At 59.6% G+C, this 15,492-nt stretch carries 11 protein-coding genes; 5 read left to right on the top strand and 6 right to left on the bottom strand.

Annotation, left to right across the window (positions count from 1 at the left end; all coding sequences use genetic code 11):
- Window positions 1-199: 199 nt before the first annotated feature.
- The 5 genes from qmoC to aprB form a co-directional block, all read right to left on the bottom strand.
- Window positions 200-1,381: a quinone-interacting membrane-bound oxidoreductase complex subunit QmoC gene (qmoC, locus tag VEZ52_RS14455; protein ID WP_324837437.1), complete on the bottom strand. Its 1,182-nt coding sequence runs from the start codon at window positions 1,379-1,381 to the stop codon at window positions 200-202.
- 13 nt (window positions 1,382-1,394) lie between these two features.
- A complete protein-coding gene (locus VEZ52_RS14460) occupies window positions 1,395-3,659 on the bottom strand; it encodes an FAD-dependent oxidoreductase (protein ID WP_298996188.1) in 2,265 nt (754 codons plus the stop codon).
- A gap of 5 nt (window positions 3,660-3,664) precedes the next feature.
- Window positions 3,665-4,900: a CoB--CoM heterodisulfide reductase iron-sulfur subunit A family protein gene (locus VEZ52_RS14465; protein ID WP_240825256.1), complete on the bottom strand. Its 1,236-nt coding sequence runs from the start codon at window positions 4,898-4,900 to the stop codon at window positions 3,665-3,667.
- Window positions 4,901-5,264: 364 nt separating this feature from the next.
- Window positions 5,265-7,253, bottom strand: coding sequence for an adenylyl-sulfate reductase subunit alpha (gene aprA, locus VEZ52_RS14470; protein WP_324837438.1), 1,989 nt, complete (start codon window positions 7,251-7,253; stop codon window positions 5,265-5,267).
- 37 nt (window positions 7,254-7,290) lie between these two features.
- Window positions 7,291-7,779, bottom strand: a complete 489-nt coding sequence (gene aprB / locus VEZ52_RS14475) for an adenylyl-sulfate reductase subunit beta (RefSeq protein ID WP_324837439.1) — start codon at window positions 7,777-7,779, stop codon at window positions 7,291-7,293.
- A 492-nt stretch (window positions 7,780-8,271) separates the two neighbouring features.
- On the opposite strand from aprB, the gene VEZ52_RS14480 reads away from it, so the two are divergent.
- Window positions 8,272-10,071, top strand: a complete 1,800-nt coding sequence (locus VEZ52_RS14480; protein ID WP_324837440.1) for a 3-phosphoshikimate 1-carboxyvinyltransferase — start codon at window positions 8,272-8,274, stop codon at window positions 10,069-10,071.
- Between the two features lie 305 nt (window positions 10,072-10,376).
- On the opposite strand, the gene VEZ52_RS14485 is transcribed toward VEZ52_RS14480, so the two are convergent.
- On the bottom strand, window positions 10,377-10,814 hold the full coding sequence (locus VEZ52_RS14485) for an MbtF (RefSeq protein WP_324837441.1): 438 nt from the start codon (window positions 10,812-10,814) through the stop codon (window positions 10,377-10,379).
- An 88-nt stretch (window positions 10,815-10,902) separates the two neighbouring features.
- On the opposite strand from VEZ52_RS14485, the gene VEZ52_RS14490 reads away from it, so the two are divergent.
- The 4 genes from VEZ52_RS14490 to VEZ52_RS14505 all read left to right on the top strand — a co-directional run bounded on the left by VEZ52_RS14490 (window position 10,903) and on the right by VEZ52_RS14505 (window position 15,438).
- Window positions 10,903-12,093, top strand: a complete 1,191-nt coding sequence (locus tag VEZ52_RS14490; protein WP_324837442.1) for a pyridoxal phosphate-dependent aminotransferase — start codon at window positions 10,903-10,905, stop codon at window positions 12,091-12,093.
- Between the two features lie 49 nt (window positions 12,094-12,142).
- Window positions 12,143-12,562 (top strand): rhodanese-like domain-containing protein, encoded by a 420-nt coding sequence (locus VEZ52_RS14495; RefSeq protein ID WP_324837443.1) that lies wholly within the window; start codon window positions 12,143-12,145, stop codon window positions 12,560-12,562.
- A 249-nt stretch (window positions 12,563-12,811) separates the two neighbouring features.
- The gene (locus tag VEZ52_RS14500) at window positions 12,812-14,299 is read left to right on the top strand and encodes a flagellar hook-basal body complex protein (protein WP_324837444.1); all 1,488 of its coding nucleotides are present in this window, start codon (window positions 12,812-12,814) and stop codon (window positions 14,297-14,299) included.
- 257 nt (window positions 14,300-14,556) lie between these two features.
- Window positions 14,557-15,438: a shikimate dehydrogenase gene (locus tag VEZ52_RS14505; protein WP_324837445.1), complete on the top strand. Its 882-nt coding sequence runs from the start codon at window positions 14,557-14,559 to the stop codon at window positions 15,436-15,438.
- Window positions 15,439-15,492 lie beyond the last annotated feature (54 nt).

Consider the following 15,492-nt stretch of genomic DNA (forward strand, 5'->3'; position numbering starts at 1 on the left):
AAAACCGGCGATTTCCTTGACGTCTACGCCCTCCTTGCCCACAACCAGGGCAAGCACGGACTCCACGGGAAAAACCTTACGAGATGTATCGGACATGGCGGCCTCCTCCTCGGAGATCGTATTTTTTTCAGAAAAGCTCACGGGGAACTGTGCGCATCCTCAAGGGCGGCCCCCGGCGCAAAGCCAGGGGCCAACGCCGTTAGCTTCTGCCGTACATGCGGGCGTAAACCAGGGCCGCCGTGCGGTACACGAAGTGGCCAAGCTTAGACCAGGGCAGGTAAGCGAAAAGCATCCACACAAACACCAGGTGCAGGTAGTACACCAGGAAGGCGGGCACAAGGGCGTCCGCCAGGCGGAAGCACTGCGACAGCACACCGGTGACGGCCACCAGCCAGATGATGCCCAGCAGATACCAGTCGTACCAGCTGGAACCCTGGAACTTGGGATTCAGCATCACGCGGCGGACAGTCAGGATGGCAAGACCGGCCAGCAGCATGAGCGCGCCCAGGTTGGCCAGAATCTTCACCGGGAAGAGCAGCGGCATGGGCGTTTCAATATGGATGAGCGGAATAACCTTGCCACCCCAGTGACCGATGGCTACCACCGCCGTAACAAAGGCCAGAATGGCGAAGCTGTAAACCAGCAGCATGTGGCCGAATTTGCGGTTGGGGGTTTCCTTGCCGGTGACGGGGCCGTCTTCGCAGTCGTCAAACTTGCGGTGGGTGATGACTTCATCCCACAGCACGTCCCACAAGTGCCAGATCCAGCACTTTTTCTTGCCAATAACAGCCAGTGAGCCTTCAGGCTTGAACATGCCCCAAAGCTTCATGACGCCCCGCGCGATGATCAAGGCCGCGCCAAAGAAGGTGAGCATGAAGATGGGGTCGATGGTGTAGTCGCCGTAAAAAATCTGACCAAAAACAATGCGCCCGTCGGCTGCGCGGGGGAACCACTGACCGCCGTTGAAACCGGCGCGGATCCACCACACAAAGAGCCACAGCACAGCCGGGATGGCGAAGAGCACGGGCAGGCCAGCAGGCTTGCTCATGAGCTTGCCCACGCAGGTGGGTTCGGTCAGTTCGCGGTAAATGACGTTGCGCGCTGCGCCCATGAGGTCCGCAGGCTTGGCGCCGCGCGGGCAAAGGTCGGAGCAGTTGCCGCAGTTGTGGCAGAGCCACAGATCAACGTCGGCGCGCAGCTTGTCTTTAAGGCCCCAGGACGCCCAGACCATTTCTTTGCGCGGATAAGGCGCATTGGCCGGAGCGAGAGGGCAGGCCACGGAGCAGGTGGCGCACTGGTAGCACTTCTTGAGGGATTCTCCCCCAGATTCTTCCAGCGCCCTGACAAACTCCATATCAGGTTTGATTGTACATTGTGCCATTGCTGCCATCCTCCTACATGCCCTTGAACGGGTTGGGGCCCATGGCCATGATGCGGTCAACAAAGCCGTCGATCAGGTCGGGTACCTTGTCGTATTCGTCAATGGCCACTTCAAGCTGTTCCACGCGTTCGGGCTGCACGCCAAGGCGGTTGAGCGTCTCGGCAATGTTTTCCTTGCGGCGGGAGCAGATTTCAGAGCCCTTCACAAAGTGGCACTGGTAGTCATCGCCATATTTGCAGCCCAGCAGCATGACGCCGTCGTAGCCCTTGCTCATGGCGTCAGACACCCAGATGGCGTTGACCGAGCCAAGACAGCGCACCGGAATGATGCGGCAGTAGGGGCTCCAGGGCTTGTTGCGGGCACCGGCCATATCGAGCGCCGGGTAGGCGTCGTTTTCACAGGCCAGAATCAGCACGCGGGGGCCGTCGGCCTTGAAGTCCTTGGGCACCTGCACTTCGCGGATCATGGAGCCGATCTGGTCGATATTGTAGTTGGCGAAGGAGATAACGCGTTCCGGGCAAGCGCCAAAGCAGGTGCCGCAGCGGCGGCAACGGGCCGGATTGGGCTTGGGTGTTCCCTTTTCGTCATCGTCCAGAGCGCCGAAGGGGCATTCTTCCGTGCAGCGCTTGCACTGGGTGCAACGCACAAAGTTGAACACGGGGTAGGAAAGGTCGCCCGAACGGGGATGCACAGCCACGCCGTGGCTGGCAGCTTCAATGCACTGCATGGCCTTGAGCACAGCGCCCTTGGCGTCTTCTTCGCAGGCATCCATGGTCAGGGGCTGACGCACGCAACCCGCTGCGTACACGCCGGTGCGGCGCGTTTCGTAGGGGAAGCAGATGTAGTTGGAATCCGCAAAGCCATCGAACAGGTTCAGATCCGGGAAGTCCGGGCCCTGGCGATAGTCAAAGCAGACGGTCACGTCCTTGGCCGTGGTGGGCACAAGGCCCGTGGGCAGCACGACCAGATCCACATCCAGATCAAAATCCATACCCAGCAGGGTATTTTTGCAGCTCACAACCATGTGGTCGCCAGCTTCGCGGATGTCGGTCACGTCGGCCTTGGTCATCATGACGCCCAGGCGATCCTGCATCTTCTTGTAGAAGCGTTCAAGAATGCCGGGAACGGTCATGTCCTTATACAGGATAAAGGTCTGACAGGTGTCATTGGTCTTTTCGCAGACCGTATTGGCAAGGCGGAGCATGCCCACGCTGTTGACCGCGTTGGAATACGCAACATGACGGAAGCTTTCGAGGTTGGCTTTTACAAAGCCTTTTTCTTCACCTTCCGCAGGCTTGGCAGCTTCAGCGGCTTCAGGAGCAGCTTCGGCTTCTTCAGCGGCCTTGCGCACGGCTTCTTCAGCCATGGTGGTGTCAAGAACAAAGGCGATGCGGCGGGCGTTCACCTGATCGGCCACCAGCATTTTGCCAAACGTGGCGGCGTCCACAACCTTGGTGCTCTGCCCAAGGCCCATGGAGGCAAGGTATTTCTGATCAAGCGGCACCCAGCCGGTGGCCAGCACCACAGCGCCAACTTCAATGGTCTGCGAGCCGGAGGGAGTGGCAAAAGTGGCCTTGAACTCGCCGGGCTGGCCTTCCAGCTTTTCCATGCGGGTGTTCAGGTGCACGGTGATCTTGCTGTTCCCAAGTACCTTACTGGCCTTGTCGGCCACGTTGGTGGGCTGCTTGTCCGTCCACGGGGAAGCCAGGGGCGAACCCATGGGGATGTTGTTGGCTGCGCCGCCAAGCTTTTCGGCTTTTTCAACCAGCACAACTTCGTAGCCGGTTTCAGCAGCTTCAGCAGCTGCGGTAAGGCCTGTCCAGCCGCCGCCGATAACCAGCACCCGCGGCACACCGGTAATGGCGGCAGAATCGGGCACTTCGCTCTTTTGCAGCTTGACCACGCCCATGTTCACGTAGTCGCGGGCCATGAGCGCCAGCAGTTCGGGCGCGCCGTTGGCCGTATCCACGGGGGTGTGGTCAGGATTTTTATAGGCCTGCACGCACTGTTCGCGCAGGTTTACGTGTTCCACCTGCACGGGCAGGCGGTAGATGTCCGCATCCACGCGGGGGGAAGCGCCGCACAGCAGTACGCCGTCCAGCCCCTGCGCTTCGATGTCGGCCTTGATTTCGCTCACGGCCAGGGCCAGCACGGGAACGACCTTGACTACGGGAACAAGACTGCCCCACTTCTGGCTCGTCTGTTCGGCCAGAGCGGTCAGATCAAGCCCGCCGCCAATGTTCTGCTGGTCAAAATAGACGCCAATTTTACCCGACATGCCGCCTACCTCCCTTTCACCGTTTGTACCGCCTTCAGGGCGGCGGCTGTGCCAGACTGCGCCGAGCGCATCACATCAAGGGGCATGCGCGCGCAACCAGCGGCAAAAATGCCGGCCTCTTCTCCGCCCGCGATAAAGCCGTCTTCGTCCAGCGGCAGGGGCAGGGGCGCATTTTCGCCAGCCAGCGAGGGCTGCATGCCAGTGGCCAGCACAACAAGATCATAATCAAGGGTCATCTTTTCACCGCGCACGGCGTCTTCAGCCGTAATGCGCACCCTGTTGCCCTCGGCCTGCACGGCGTCGGCAACCTTGCCCTTGACGAACTTCACGTTGGGCAGCGCCTTGACCTTTTCCAGCACCTTCACATAGCGGCCCGGGGCGCGCAGGTCGATGTAGTACACCGTGATCTGCGTATCGGGATTCTGCTCTGCAATGTACAGGCACTGCTTGAGCGTGGCCATACAGCAGATGTAGGAGCAGTAGTTCAGGTGGTTCTGGTCGCGGGAACCAGCACACTGCACAAAGGCAACCTGGTGGGGGGCACGGCCGTCGGAAGGACGGACAATGCGGCCACCGGTGGGGCCAAAGGGCGAAGCAAGGCGTTCAAGCTGCATGTTGGACACGCAGTTTTTCACGTTGCCTGCGCCAAGATTGGTCAGCTGGGTAACATCATAGGGCTTCCAGCCTGTAGCAACGACCACAGCGCCGACATTGAGATCAATATCACGCTGCGGTTCGTTCACATCAAGGAATTTGGCCCCGGCAACCCGTGCGCTGTCAGACTTGGAAAGCGCATCAAGGTCAAGCGTGTAGCGGCTGGGGAAGGCGAACGGCATATCCTTGTGCAGGGCCTTGCGCGTGGCAAGACCAAGCTCGAATTCGCTTTCCACTTCGCCGGTCAGGCTGGAGGCCAGCAGGCTGAAATCAATATTGTGCGGGGCGGTGTGACGGGGGCTGATGCGCACCTTCACCTTGTAATCGCCCTTTACGCCCATAAACCCGACCACTTCGGCCTGGGTGAAAAATTTTATGCGCGGGTTGTTCCTGATGCGCTGGAACTGAATTTCCAAGCCGCAGGAGGGGGGACAAAGTTTGGGAAAATACTTATTGAGCTGAGCCACGCGCCCACCAAGCCAGGGCGACTTTTCGACGATAAAGACGTCGTGGCCCAGTTCCGCCGCTTCAATGGCGGCTGTGAGGCCTGCAAAGCCGCCGCCCACGACGAGAATGGCATTGGACATCCTGGATATCCTCCTGCGTTGTTGCATAGCGGCTGAAGAAGGAAAAGGACTCCCGCCGCGAAAAAAAAGGAGCGGCCCCGTGGCCGACCTCTGCGAGCGCCGGCGCACAAAACTGCCCGCACCACGCCCGCCGACAAAGGGGGCCTGCTGCCGGTCATCCCCTTGCCGAACATTTGCCTTGTGCTGCGCACCTATGCCCAAACAATCGGCACACCAACAGGCTGGCACGAAAACCGCTCTTTTTCCGGCAGGGCCTGGGCCGCCGCCGGCACGCGTTTTTCGCCGCCGCGAGCCTGGCAAAGCCAGAGCTTGCAGCAGAGGGGGCGGCCTTGCGGCCGCCCCCATTTGGCATCAGTGCCGCCGACTAGTCGGGGATGATCTGGTAGTAGGGCTTCTTGAAGATCTTGGTCTCGCCGGTGGCGGGATTGTACTTCGAGTTCACGAAGCACTTCCAAGCGTCGTCGTCCAGGCCCATGAAGTCCGCACGGTAGTAGAAGCCGGGGTAGCGGGATTCTTCACGGAAGGAGATGTGCTGCATGTGCAGACGCACCGTCCACAGACGATGGTAGTTTTCCCAGCAGCGCAGCAGTTCGTGCAGGTCACGAGCGGCCAGCTTGAAGGAGTCTTCTTCCATCATGGCGAGCAGGTTGAAGCCGGTGTCAAGCAGCGCCTTGGAGGTGGTGTAGTACGTGCTCACGCCACCGCCGTATTCGTCGGTGCACTTCACGAGACGCATCATGAAGTTCTTGGGCGTGATGTAGTTCGGGTTCACCACGGGGTCGGTCGAAGCGGCCTTGCCTTCTTCGAAGTTGTAGAAGGGACGGTAAACGGCCTTCTTCAGTTCTTCGGCGGTTTCAGCGAACTCAGGCTTGAAGTCCTTGTGATCAAGGCACCAGCGGACCATCTGCTTGCCAGCCATGCGGCCTTCAGCATGCGAACCGGAGGAGAACTTGTGGCCGGAAGCGCCCACGCCGTCGGCGCAGGTGAAGAGGCCTTCAACGGTGGTCATGCGGTTGTAGACCTTACCGTTGGCAGCGCGTACTTTGTAGTCTTCGGGCACCCAAGCTTCGTCGGGACCGGAAACCCAGATGCCGCAGCAACCGGAGTGGGAGCCGAGCAGGTAGGGTTCGGTGGGCATGATTTCGGAACCACGTTCTTCAGGCGCGGTGTTGGTGCAGGCCCAAAGGTTGGCCTGACCAACGCACATGTCGAGGAAGTCTTCCCAAGCTTCGGATTCAAGATCCTTCTGCTGTTCTTCGTTCAGGGAAGCGAAGGTGGTCTGCAGGGCGGTCTTGGTGTCCATGTAGATGGGGCCGCGGCCTTCGCGCATTTCACGAAGCATCATGTGGTTACGCAGGCAGGTCGGAATGACATGGCCCTTGGCGTAGCCGCGATCTTCGTAAGGCTTCAGCATGGCGCGGTTGGTGGCGCAGTAATCTTCACCCTTGGAGTTGGTGGCTTTGGCCTTGAACAGGAGGAACCACGCACCCACGGGGCCGTAACCGTCCTTGAAGCGGGCGGGCACGAAGCGGTTTTCCATCATGGTCATTTCAGCGCCAACCTGAGCGCACATGGTGTAGGTCGAACCGGCGTTCCACACAGGATACCAGGCGCGGCCCATGCCTTCACCGGTGGAGCGGGGACGGTACACGTTAACGGCACCGCCAGCAGCCACCATGATGGTGTTGGCTTTGAAGATGTGCACTTCGTTAGCGCGCAGGTTGAAGCCCACGGCGCCGGCGATGCGGTTGGGGGTGTTCTTATCGAGAAGCAGCTTCACGATGAAGATACGTTCCATGATGCGGTCTTCACCCAGAGCATTCTTGGCAGCTTCGGCCACGATGCACTTGTAGGATTCACCGTTGATCATGATCTGCCAGCGGCCGGAACGCACAGGGGCATCGCCCTTGCGCAGGCTCTTGCCAGCGGCCTTGGCGGCAGCGCCGTTCAGGTTGTGGCCGTCGTCGCCCTTGATCCAGCAGGGAAGGCCCCAATCTTCAAACAGATGCACGGAGTCGTCAACGTGGCGGCCTACGTCGAAGATAAGGTCTTCGCGAACCAGGCCCATAAGGTCGGTGCGGACCATGCGGACGTAGTCGTCGGCGTCGTTTTCACCCAGGTAGGTGTTGATGGCGGAAAGACCCTGGGCCACGGCGCCGGAGCGCTCGAGGGTGGCTTTGTCAACCAGCATGATCTTCAGGCCGTGCTTGTCGCCCCAGCGCACTGCTTCAAAAGCGGTGCCGCAGGAGCCCATGCCGCCGCCCACGATCAGCAGGTCAACCGCATGTTCCTTAACTTCAGGCTCGGCAATGGCCACACCCTTCGTCGCTTCCTTGACGGGAATCATTGGCATAATTGTTTCTCCTTATCGCACTAGCGGTTGCAATAGCCTAGCGGCCGTGTTCCATGCAGGTGAAGGTCTTGTCAGCGTCCTTAACATCGAACTTCTTGCCAAGGGCGGTCTTGGGAGCGACCAGGGCAGTTTCGGTGAACAGCAGTTCATCTTCGATGTTGGCGCCTTCGGGATGACCTTCAAAAGGCTTGATGGAGCCTTCCGGCGTAGTGCGGATGGGGAACTTGAAGCGTTTCACGTTGCCATTGCGGAACTTGACGGTCCACATGATGGAGTCAGCCGAGCGCATGGGGATACAGGTCCCGCCCATGGGGGCAAAGTCTGCATAGGGACGGGCCGTAATGGCGCCCTGGGGGCAGATTTTCACGCAGGAATAGCATTCCCAGCAGGCATCGGGTTCCTGGTTGTATGCCTTCATTTCCTCAGAATCAAGAATCATGAGGTCATTGGGGCAAATGTACATGCAGGCCGTCTTTTCGCCACCCTTGCAGCCGTCGCACTTGGACGGATCGACAAACGTCGGCATACGTATCCTCCAACTCTTTTAAAAGTGTTTCAGAAAAACCCGCCGGGTTCGGCGAGGCGCGCGGCAAATCCGTCACGCCGGGGTTAGCCGAGCGCCTCCACAACGAAGGTTGGGCGTATGGCTTGCGCAATTAGTAACAAGCACTTAGCCTTTGAGTCAACCCCCCTCTGCAAAAATTCGTGGAAACTTCACAGAGCCGTCATGTGGATTTACAGCAAATTCAAAATGTTAACTGCCTTGTGAAAAAAAATCTATTTCACATTTTCGCCCCTCTTGCGTCACAACCATTTCAAAAGTTAACGGATCATGCCACGCGGGGCTGCCCAATGCGCAACCCTTGCAAGAGAAGTCATTTCAAGCTAACACGCTTGGGCAGATAAGGGAAGCCCCCGCGGCAAAACGAGCCATGAGTCGGCAACCTGTTGTTTTTTCAATGCTGCGCCACGGGCGGACCCCTCCTATCCAAATTTCATTATCAGTACAGGACAAGGCATGACCGACAATTCCAACGATTCCCGCGCTCCCCGCGATGCGCGCGAAGCACGGGGCCAACGCGCCCCGCGCGGCCCCCGTAACGGGCACGAAACCGGCGATGCGCGCGCCCGCAAGCCGTTGCGCGAAGTGGTTTGCGAAATCGACCGCGACATTCTGCGGCTGCTGCTTCGCCGCAATAATATTCTTGTCCGCATGCGCGGCGACAAACCCCGGCTTGACTCCACGGAAGAAAAAACCATCCGTGAATCGTGGGAAGCCTCGGTTTCCCGCATCAGCCGCGACGCGCGCCTTTCGGGCCACTTTTTTTCGCTCATGCAGGAAGTGGAATTTCAGCCCCGTCCCGCTTCTGCCCGCGCTGACGGCGCGGATGAAGGCGGCGAGCTCGGCGGCGCGGCAATGCAGGAACCGCCGCGCACGGCCTTTAACCTTGCGCCGCCCGCCAAGCACGTGCGCCTGCACATGCCTGCCCCCCTGGCCTGCCGGGCCACGCGCGCATGGCTGATGCTGGCCGCAGCCACGGGCCAGCCCCTGCATATCGCGCCCTGCCTCATGAATGATCCCATTGTTGACTGCGTCAAAATGCTCAATCAGGCAGGCGCCTCGATGACCCGCGAGGATGAAGGCGTTTCCGCCCGCCCGGCAGCTCCGCTTGGCGCGTCTGACAAGGTAATACACACGGGCGACAGCGCCTGGAACTTTTTCATGCTGCTGGGGCACTATCTTGGCCGCCCCTCGCGCGCAAAGTTTACTGGCGATGCAAGCCTGAAACTGGCTGATTTTTCTTCTGTGCGGCACTTCCTGCCCACTCTGGGCGCGCGCCTCGTGCATGTGGTGCCCAAGAGCGATGGCCTGCCCGCGCGCCTTGAGTGCTCCGGCATTCTGCCTGATTCCGTCAAACTGCCTGCCGATGTGCCCGCCGAACTGGCCGAGGGCATCCTGCTGGCGGCTCCCGGCTACGAAAGGGCAATCACCCTTGATCTTGGCTCGCATCCCGAGCACAGGCTCATTGTTGCCCGCATTCTGCCCATACTGCGCGCAGCTGGCGCAGACGTGCAGGTGGAAGGCGCAAAAGTACGCGTCAATCCTGGCCCGCTCAGCCTGCCTGCCCAACCTCAGGCTGGCATGGAACCGGAACTGGCGCTCTTCCTCCTGGCCCTGCCCCTGGCTCTGGGCGGCGAAGCCCTGCTTGGCGGCCAATGGCCCGCCCTGCCCGCCGCCGAGGCTGGCTGGGACCTTTTACAGCAACTCGGCCTTGACCTGCGCTTTGAAGCAGGCAAAAACGGCGGCGAAGTCTGCGCACGCGCCGCTGCGCCACTGAAGCAGTACGCTAAGGGTGATCTGCCTGCCGGGTTCCCCGCTGCATGGGCCCCGCTGCCAGTGGCTCTGGCCGCCTGTGCGGCCCTGAGGGGCGACAAGGCCGTTCTGCCCGCCCTGCCCTCTGGTACAGACCGCACAACGGTAGAAAGTTTTCTTTCTGCTGTTGGTCTGGATTTGGATGAAAATGGCAGATTGTGCAAAAAAGAACAATCTGGTCCGCGCACAGGCTGGAATGCCCCTGATCCGGTATGGGCAATGGCCCTTGCACTGACTGCTTGCGCAAGCCCCCACCAGAAGCTGGGCAACCCGGGCATCATGACCGGGCTGTACCCGCCCTTCTGGGCTCTGTACAATACCCTGCCCGAACCGGCAGTGCGCCGTTCGGTCGCGCCGGAAGCTCCGGCTGCCGCTCCCAGACGCCGCATTATCACCGGCGCAGTGGCTGTACCGCCGGAACTGAAAGACGAAGACGACTATTAGAAAAGAATAAGCAACAGGCGCTGGCGGCGAGATATCGTCCCCAGCGCCTGTTGGCGTTTACAAGGGCAAGCGCAGACATAAAGGCATTGCACAGGGCAGGAGCCCACTGGCAAGCCTCTGCCCTGGACTCTTGCAATGCTGCGGGGCACAGACGACCAGTGGGCCAGAATTTTTCTGTCCGGCAAAGTCTGGCGCTGCGGCAAAAAAATCCGCCCCGCGCAGCATATCTGCAACGGGACGGAAATTCCGTTTGGGCCGCCATGCCCACTCCGCAATAGCGGACAAAAAAAGCGCGGTTGCGAAGATTATTCCTGAGTAAAGCGGAACAGCCGCACGGAAAGGGGCTGCATGTTCTGCCGACTCATGGCTGAAACAATAAAGGCATAGTTTCGGGATTGTCCGGCAGGCGGGCAGGGGCCACGATAGTGACGCGTCAGGCCGCCCTCGGGGATAATGCCGCTGCCGTCGTTGTTCCACTCGCCACCGCCAAGGAACAGGTCCTGGCCATCATTGGTAAATTCCACCAGGCGCACGTCATAGTAATCAGTGCTGCCGGGGATCTGTGCCACCTGAATTTCAGGCGATATCCGGGAACAGCGGTGAACTTCGCGCAAGGTAACGGTAACGGCCATGCCGTCCGGAATTTCCTGCGTCTCCTTGGAGGCGCAAGCGGGCAGCAGGGCTGCCGCGCACAGCACAGGGAAGAGCGCACGCCGGGCTTTGCCTAAAATTTCAAAACGCATCAGGGCCTCCAAATGACAATTGCTTTATGCGGCTTTTGGAAGCATAACCAATAGTCAGGTCGAATACAACAACCAGTGGGAGCAGTATATGTCCATTCTTGCAGACAGCGTTACGGGGTATCTGGAACACTCTTCGTGGATCCGCCGCATGTTCGAGGCCGGAGGCCAGCTCAAGGCCCGTTTTGGCGCGGACAACGTGTATGACTTCAGCCTGGGCAACCCCGACCTGCCAGCACCCCCCGCCGTTGTGGACGGTTTGCGTTCCTTTATCGAACACGCTGGCGAACCTTTTGCTTTTGGCTACATGCCCAACGGCGGCTTTGTCTGGGCGCGGGAAAAACTGGCCGCCCACCTCAGCAAGGAGCAGGGCGTAGACCTTACCGCCAATGATGTGCTGTTGGGCTGCGGCGCTGCTGGCGTGCTCAACGCCTTTTTGCGCGCGGTCATCAATCCCGGCGAAGAAATGCTGGGCTTTGCCCCCTACTTTGTGGAATACGGCTTTTATGTAGCCAACCACGGCGGCACCTTCCGCGCTGTCATGAGCAAGGCCGACACCTTTGCGCCCGACCTTGCCGCGCTTGAAGAAGCCATCAGCCCCAAAACGCGCGTGGTGCTGATCAACTCGCCCAACAATCCCACCGGTGTGATTTACAGCCGCAAAGACCTCAAGGCGCTGACCGAACTGCTGGAAAACAAGAGTCAGGAATACGGCAAGCCCATCTGGCTGGTGGCCGATGAACCGTACCGCTTCCTTGCCTATGACGGTGCGGAAGTGCCTTCCGTGCTGCCGCTCTATCCTTACGCCGTGGTCATCAGCTCTTTCTCCAAAAATCTTTCGCTGCCCGGCGAACGCGTGGGCTTTGCCGCCGTTTCGCCCCTGCTGCACGAAAAGGCCGAGCTCATGGCCGCCCTCACGCTCACCAACCGTATTCTCGGTTTTGTGAACCCGCCCGTGGTGGGCCAGCACATCATGGCCGCCGCCCTGGGCAGCCAGGTTGACCTGAACGTCTACGCCGCCCGCCGCAAGGCCATGGCCGAGGTGCTCAAGAATGCCGGATACGAATTCCAGATGCCCGCAGGCGCGTTCTACTTCTTCCCCAAGGCACCCGGCGGGGATGATGTGGCCTTTGTGAACAGGCTGGTCGAAGAACGCGTGCTGGCGGTTCCCGGCTCCGGCTTTGGCTGCCCCGGTTACTTCCGCCTGGCATTCTGCGTGGGCGAAGAAGTGATCCGTAAGGCTGTCGACGGCTTTGCCAAGGCCCGCGCCTCCGTGAAATAGCATCGCAGGCAGGCCACAGCCCGATCTCAAACCACTACAGGTAGCAGAAATGACGCACACCCACTCCGCACCGCCTTCGCACGGCAGGCTTTACGGCCTGATGTCGGCGCTCGTATGCTTTCTCCTGCTGGCTGCCGTTCAGGTTTCCGCCAAGGATATCAGCGTGAAGGACGCCGCAACTCTGTTGCAGAATCCTCCACAGGGGCTGACCATTGTTGACGTGCGCACCCCGGCGGAATTCCGTGAGGGGCACCTTGCAGGCGCAGTCAACATGGACTTTTTCGGCGCATCCTTTGACTCGCAGATACTTGGCCTGCCCAAGGACAAGCCTGTGCTGCTCTATTGCCGCACGGGCAACCGATCTGCCGGAGCCTACGACGCCATGGAAAAAGAAGGGATAACCAATATCCTCCACATGAATGAGGGCATCACGGGCTGGCAGAAACAAGGCCTGCCGCTGCAAAAATAGCACGCCGCTGTAGCGCAGGCAGCGTTACGGCTGGCACGGATTCTGCTTCTATTCAGGGCGGAGAGGAAGATTTTTCCTCCCCGCCCTTTTTCTTTGCCTGAACAAATGCGCGACAAACGCGCCGCAGGCAAGGCGCGCCGCGCACACGGGCGGCGCAACGGCATGCGTTTTCACAACAGAAACGTCTTGCTGTTTGGGGCATCGTTTCCGGGCAGGGGAAAATTATTCCCTCCCGACAGGAGGCAGAGCATGAACTCGTCATTGTTTATCGGCGCCACGGGCATGAAAACGTTGAGTAGCGGCATGAACGTTATCTCAAACAACATCGCCAATGTGAGCACCATCGGGTACAAGCAGCAAACAGCTCTGTTCTCTGACGTTTTTTACGCGCAGCAAGGGAACATAGGCGAATCGTGGGATTCGCAGACCAATTCCAAGGTGGCTCTTGGGCAGGTAGGGCAGGGCGTACAAATGGACGCAGTGCTCACGCGGTACAAGCAGGGGGGGCTTGAGTCAACCAACACCGTTACGGATATGGCCATCAGCGGCAAAGGATTCTTTCAGGTAACGGACAAAACCGGTGAGCAGTACTACACCCGCGCGGGCGACCTCCGGCCCGACAATCAGGGAGTTTGGCGCACGCCTGCCGGTATGGCCCTTATGGGCTACAAGTACGCGGAGGACGGCACCAAGGGCGCTCTGGCGCAGGTCACTGTTGACAGATTCGCCAAAATGCCCGCCAAGGCCACCACGGCTGTTGATATGCGCTTTAACGTGGGGCAGTCCAAAGACACGGCCATTGACCCCGCAAATCCCTATTTCAGCCTCATCGGTCAGTATAATGCCGCCAACGTGCCTCCCATGAACAGTTCCAGCTACGGCTACGGGCAGAGCATTACTCTGTACGGAGCTGACGGCACGGGCCACTCGGCCACAATATATTTTGACGGCGCGCCTTCCACAACGCCCGGAACGACTGTGGAGTACCTCATTGCCTCGGATGCCGATGCCAAGGGCGGCAAGGCCCAGCCCCTGATGGCGGGCACCCTCAGCTTCAACGCCAACGGTGAACTCTCCGGCATGTCGGCATATACCCCCAGCACCGCAGGCAGCACAAATCTTGCGGACTGGAACGCGGCCACGCTCTCCAAGGACGGCATACCCCAGATGACTGTCAACGGTGCGCCTGTCACGGTAAATCTGGGCATCACCGCCAAGAGCGGCTGGCAAAACAGCCCAGGCAATGCCGCCAGCGTGGGTACAGACCCCACGGCACTGGCGAGTATGGGCAACGCCTATACCCGCGCAGCGGATGCCACAACCAACTACACATCTTCCTCTCCGGTGACGCGCACAAGAACCCAGGATGGGTACGCCGAAGGCACGCTGAACAATATCAGCATCAGCGCCGATGGCACGGTGGTGGGCAAGTTTTCCAACAACAAGAGCATGGATCTCTGGCAGATTCCTGTATGCCGTTTCACAAGCGAAGACGGCCTGCGCCGCGAGGGCAACAACCTCTTTGCCGCTACAAAAGATTCCGGCAATATGGAAATGGGCGTTGCCGGTACGGAAAACTACGGCAAGATAAATGCGTACAACATTGAAAATTCCAACGTGGACATGTCCCAGGAAATGGTCAACATGATTGTCAACCAGCGCGGCTTTCAGTCCAACAGCAAGGTTGTGACCACGGCAGACCAGATGTTGCAAAAGGCCATGGAACTCAAACGGTAGTAGCTGCATGGGCGCGGGGCCATCCTTGGCGTCATGATTTTCCGGCCCCGGCATAACCGGGGCCTTTTGTATTTCTGACAGGATACCGCTGCGAGTCAGATGCACCCATACCATACGCAAACACTTTGATTATTCGGGCGATCCTTGTGTCGGAGCATTGCTCCGCACCTCCCCATAGGGTACAGTGTTGCCTCCAGATGTGGATCACCCTGTAAAGAAACACTTTTTTCGCACTTTCCCGCAGGAGAGCACCCCGCATGAGCGTCGCAGCATCCCCCACCAATGGTACCGCTCTCTATGGCGTCACCGGTTGGCCGCTGGCCCAGACACTTTCGCCCCTTTTGCACAATACGGGCTTCCGGACCCTGGGCATCAACGCACTGTACCAAAAATGGGAAGTGCCGCCCGAAAAACTGCCCGCCTTTGTGGAAAGTGTTCGCCTGCTTGATATTCGCGGTTGCTCCGTAACCATCCCGCACAAGGTTGGTCTTTTGCCCCTGCTGGACGAAGTCAGCCCACTTGCCCGTCAGGTGGGTGCAGCCAATACCATTTATTGGAAGGGTGACCGCCTTTGCGGCGAAAATACCGATGTGGCCGGATTCATGGCTCCGCTTGCAGATACGCCCCTTGACGAGGCGGACGTGCTGCTGCTGGGTGCGGGCGGCGCTGCCCGTGCCGTTGCCGCTGGCCTTGCCGCGCCGGACAATGTAAAACGCCCTGCCAGAATCTTTGTGGCCACGCCTTCCGATAAATCGCACCTGCCGCTGGCCGAAGAATTCGGCCTTACTCCCCTACTATGGAAAGACCGGCACGAGCCTTCGGCCCTGCTGGTGGTCAACACCACCCCTCTTGGCATGCGCGGCAAGGCGGAAGACGACACCCCTTATGATTTTTCACGGGTTGCGCCACTTTCCGCAGAGGGCGCTGCCAAGGCAACACCCCTTGCCTACGATATTGTGTACAACCCCCTCGAAACCCGGTTTCTGCGCGAGGCCCGCACGGCTGGCCGCCGCTGCATATCGGGGCTTGAAATGTTTTTTGGTCAGGGCGATGCGCAGTTCCGCCTCTGGACGGGGCAGGGCCTGCCGCCCGAATCACGCCGCGCCCTTGAGGACGCCCTTGGGCAACAGCCCCAATAAACCGACATGAAAAGCGAGGCTTCCATGCGAATTCTGGTGCTGCACGGCGTCAAT

The organism is Desulfovibrio sp. (assembly GCF_035644575.1).
Lineage (GTDB): Bacteria > Desulfobacterota > Desulfovibrionia > Desulfovibrionales > Desulfovibrionaceae > Desulfovibrio.

Bases quoted from the DNA above. Each gene is read 5' to 3' on its own strand.
- VEZ52_RS14495 (WP_324837443.1), top strand. From the start codon at position 12,143: ATGACGCACACCCACTCCGCACCGCCTTCGCACGGCAGGCTTTACGGC.
- VEZ52_RS14500 (WP_324837444.1), top strand. From the start codon at position 12,812: ATGAACTCGTCATTGTTTATCGGCGCCACGGGCATGAAAACGTTGAGT.
- VEZ52_RS14460 (WP_298996188.1), bottom strand. From the start codon at position 3,659: ATGTCGGGTAAAATTGGCGTCTATTTTGACCAGCAGAACATTGGCGGC.
- VEZ52_RS14480 (WP_324837440.1), top strand. From the start codon at position 8,272: ATGACCGACAATTCCAACGATTCCCGCGCTCCCCGCGATGCGCGCGAA.
- VEZ52_RS14465 (WP_240825256.1), bottom strand. From the start codon at position 4,900: ATGTCCAATGCCATTCTCGTCGTGGGCGGCGGCTTTGCAGGCCTCACA.
- VEZ52_RS14490 (WP_324837442.1), top strand. From the start codon at position 10,903: ATGTCCATTCTTGCAGACAGCGTTACGGGGTATCTGGAACACTCTTCG.
- VEZ52_RS14505 (WP_324837445.1), top strand. From the start codon at position 14,557: ATGAGCGTCGCAGCATCCCCCACCAATGGTACCGCTCTCTATGGCGTC.
- aprB (WP_324837439.1), bottom strand. From the start codon at position 7,779: ATGCCGACGTTTGTCGATCCGTCCAAGTGCGACGGCTGCAAGGGTGGC.
- VEZ52_RS14485 (WP_324837441.1), bottom strand. From the start codon at position 10,814: ATGCGTTTTGAAATTTTAGGCAAAGCCCGGCGTGCGCTCTTCCCTGTG.
- aprA (WP_324837438.1), bottom strand. From the start codon at position 7,253: ATGCCAATGATTCCCGTCAAGGAAGCGACGAAGGGTGTGGCCATTGCC.
- qmoC (WP_324837437.1), bottom strand. From the start codon at position 1,381: ATGGCACAATGTACAATCAAACCTGATATGGAGTTTGTCAGGGCGCTG.